The sequence below is a fragment of the Chromobacterium alticapitis genome (assembly GCF_002924365.1).
Lineage (GTDB): Bacteria > Pseudomonadota > Gammaproteobacteria > Burkholderiales > Chromobacteriaceae > Chromobacterium > Chromobacterium alticapitis.
Window position 1 is genome coordinate 1 of the sequence record NZ_PQWB01000003.1, and the last position, 3,536, is coordinate 3,536.

General features: G+C 37.7%; 2 protein-coding genes. One reads left to right on the plus strand and one right to left on the minus strand.

Annotated elements, in window-relative coordinates; genetic code table 11:
- Positions 1–328: hypothetical protein (locus C2I19_RS22355; protein WP_233201047.1), on the plus strand; the 328-nt coding region annotated here is incomplete at its 5' end.
- Here C2I19_RS22355 and C2I19_RS00240 read toward each other — a convergent pair.
- Positions 317–3,157: a KAP family P-loop NTPase fold protein gene (locus tag C2I19_RS00240; RefSeq protein ID WP_158253596.1), complete on the minus strand. Its 2,841-nt coding sequence runs from the start codon at positions 3,155–3,157 to the stop codon at positions 317–319. The genes C2I19_RS22355 and C2I19_RS00240 overlap by 12 nt on opposite strands.
- Between the last annotated feature and the right edge of the window lie 379 nt (positions 3,158–3,536).

Genomic DNA, 3,536 nt, shown 5'->3' on the forward strand with positions numbered 1-3,536 from the left:
TGTCGTTGCGGACGCCTCTCATTGGATGCTTCCGTGGTTCGTTGGATGCTTGATTATACCAAATGGGTGGATGTTGGTTTTTCAACGGCCTGCTAGTTCCGGCGGCTCCTTGAAAATGGCTTTGGAGGCGGGGTTTCGCAGCGCTGTTGGGTCGCCTTTTCTTTCGTCCATTTCTTTTGGCGAGGCAAAAGAAATGGACCCGTTCAGCCGGGCGGAACCGGCACTTAATTATCTGTCCGCGGAGTGGAAACAAAACCAATACGTATTGCGCGGTAAACGTTGGGCTTCGCTTGGCTCAGCTCAACTTATTAGCGGATTATGTTTGTAATTCATGCCATGGCATACCGCATAGCTTATTCATGGCTGTAGTAAATTCATTGAATTCGCTTTCTGATTGATAATGTTTCTCCTGCAGCTTTTTTATTAAACTGGTATGTTTATTGGCATATTTTTGAAGCTTGATATTGAATTCTTTATGCGGCAGTTGATAATTATTATTGATGCCATTTAATGGTGTGTTATAGAGAATATAATCCATCCACCAGCATAGCTGCTCTTCATTTGGATTTGATTCTCCCCAATATTTTTTAAAGAGTAAATTTTCTATCTCTTCATGATTTTTTTCTCTGGCTTCGCTATCTGGGCCAAGGGCTGTGAGGTAATACATTTTTTCCCAGTGCTTAACTAGCCATCTTCTTGGGTTGGAATATTGTTGCAATTTGTCATTTTTTCGATTTCCTTTTAATGCAATTTCTAACTCTTTAAGTTTTCCAAATGGTTCCATTCTTGGATAGGCGGCATTAAATTTTTCCCAGAATTCTCTTTGTATAAAATTTCTTAATATTCCATTTAGTCCTGAATCTTGAAGTTTCTGGTAAATTACCATCGCATCTTGCCATCCGAGTAAGGATAGAATTGAATTACTTTGCTCTAGTAACCCATAATTTCTTTGAAACCAAATACGGTTAATTATAGATTGAGCAAGATCTTGCTTGTTCTCTAATGTAACTCTCCTTGTTGTACTGGCTATTATGTTAGCCATATCAACTCGACTTTTAATGAAATTTTCCTGAGGAGGAGACTCGAACCTTGGTAGAGATTTTAAAAATTCAATTGAAAGAACATCTTGCTCTGGTATTGTATATTGTTCGAATTTTTCAAATAGAAATTCCCATAATGAATATTCGTTCTCATCGTTCCAGTCATCTGATTTGTCATTGTGTTGTTTTAACACGTCATCACTTAGTAAATGCTCAAGGGTTATATCTCCTTCTCGCCATTTTTTCTTAATCCAAACTAAATATGCACCGGATGAGTGGAGTGGAGGTATTTTTTCTTGCAAGAGGAGGTTGAAATAAGTAGGCAATCGATAGCCATCGGTCGCTCGATAATCAGATTTGGATGTATTGGAAGTTATTTTGTATTTATTATTTTGCGTAAATAGGTCACGTAACAGTGCTTCAATTGCTGCTTTAGCCCACGGGTTTTCATGATATCTTTCTTGTTCTGTTTGGATAAATATATCAAGTTCACTAACATCTTGTTCGTTATTTTCATTTTTTTTGCAGAGTGATAGATATTCACCTGAATGTGCTTGTGCTCTTATTCTACGAAATAAATCAGGAAATAATTGTTGTAGTAAAAGTAGATAAACTAGGTCGCGAGCATTAAACTCATGTTTTTTGAGGTCTATCCCTTTTTGCAAGCATAAGTTTATTTGATTAAATAGCCAGTTTAGTTGACGTATGTTCCCCAGCATGCTCCAGTAAATATGGTTTTTTTCAAATCTAATCGTGTTGATACTTTTTATGGAATATCCTGTTTCATTAGGGTATTTAAAATCTATTTCTTTCAATAGAGCTAGAACACCAACTGTAAATATCTCTTCTACAAAGCTATTCCACACACTTGTAGTGTCAAAATTGGATTTTGATTTAGTTAGTAATAATTTTTTTACATGACTTTCCAAACCGTGATAGGTTGAATGTAAATAAATTTTGCCTGACACAAATTTATCCAGAAATTCGTATAGTGTTTGACTTGCCAAATCGCCCCCGTGCTGGCGATGCAGCTCGGCTTTGTGAGCTAATTGTTGCTGGTCGTAGCAGAGAACATATCGAAGCCGAGGCAGAGCAAAACATTTGTGTAATGCAAAAAGTAAGTCACGTACATTTTCTGGTGCAACCCGGTCGAGGTCATCGATCACTACAATTATGCGTATGTTTTTTTGTAAGCGGCGTTCGAGTTGGGCTGCGATTTGCTGAAGTGCATCTTCAATCGAATTTGGCTGACTTTTGAGTGTGATTTTCAGTGGCCCTCCATTTAATTCAAGTGTGCCTTGTAAGCCAGCTAAATAGCCTTGAATGGCTCCTCGCAATTCTGGTAGGTAATGGGTTTTCTCAAGCTGATCGAATAGGCTTAGCACGAATTCTTTTATTAGATTTGTGCTGCCCACGTATTTTAGAATTTCGAATCGATACACAATGCAAGGTTTTTGCCAGTTCCATTCACACAAGTTGATAAAAGACGTTTTTCCAGTACCCCATGGGGCTTCTACACCAAATGCTGTCCCATCAGGTGCAGCCAGTACAGCTTTAGAAAAAACCTCGGCTTTCTCTTTCCATCCAAAAAGATCACTATCGTTTGTTTCAATTGGACTATCGGTTTGGATACAATCTCTATTGGCAGCAGATTTTTTTAATCTGTTGGGATCGCACTGGTTTATTTTATCTATGGCACTGTCCCATAAGTTCAGCATCAACAAACCCAGAGGTAGTAGTAGGCCATATAATAGAGTCCAGTAATCAGCGTTAATATCGAGGAATGGTTCTTCCCTGTTATGCTTGGTATTAAATAATATTTCGAAGTTTAGATTGTTTGATAAAACCAAAGCGCAGAAAAGTCCAATCGTAGCACTAGTCCATAGATCAAAGCGTCTGCTGAGTATGTAAACTCTTATTTTATTTAGCAGTGGAAAGCAGTTGAAAATCAATTTTGAGAGGGATTTAATACTGGGCTCGCAGTAGGACTCTATTTGTGCCTGAGCACAGAGCTTTACTAGCAAAGGAAGTATAATTAGAACTAAGAGTGTAAATTGCCAAATATGCCAACGGACATAAAGTTGGTCAAAGAAAAGGCTCCATTCCATCAGATTCATACGCTTTCGTATCACGAAAAGTACAAAGCTTCCTGAGAATGCTAGAAAAAAAGAAATACAAAAAAATTTAACCCAGTTATGGTAATTAGGTTTGGTAGGTGTAGGATCGTGTGCGGTCATATTTTCATATCTAATTTATACGGATGATAGATTTTGTTGTTTTCTATAAATATTTTATATTCCACTTGATTTATTGGATTAAATCGGGAGGTGTTCCATAATTAATCTATATGTAGAATGAAGTAGGCGTTAAAGAGATACCTAATTGTCTAAGGGAGTACATCAGGGCCGCCGCACTCGGAATGAATATTCATGACTGAAGCCAACCCATTGACTTCAATGGCTTATTCGCAAAATTCGATAAAAATCAAGGCCGTGC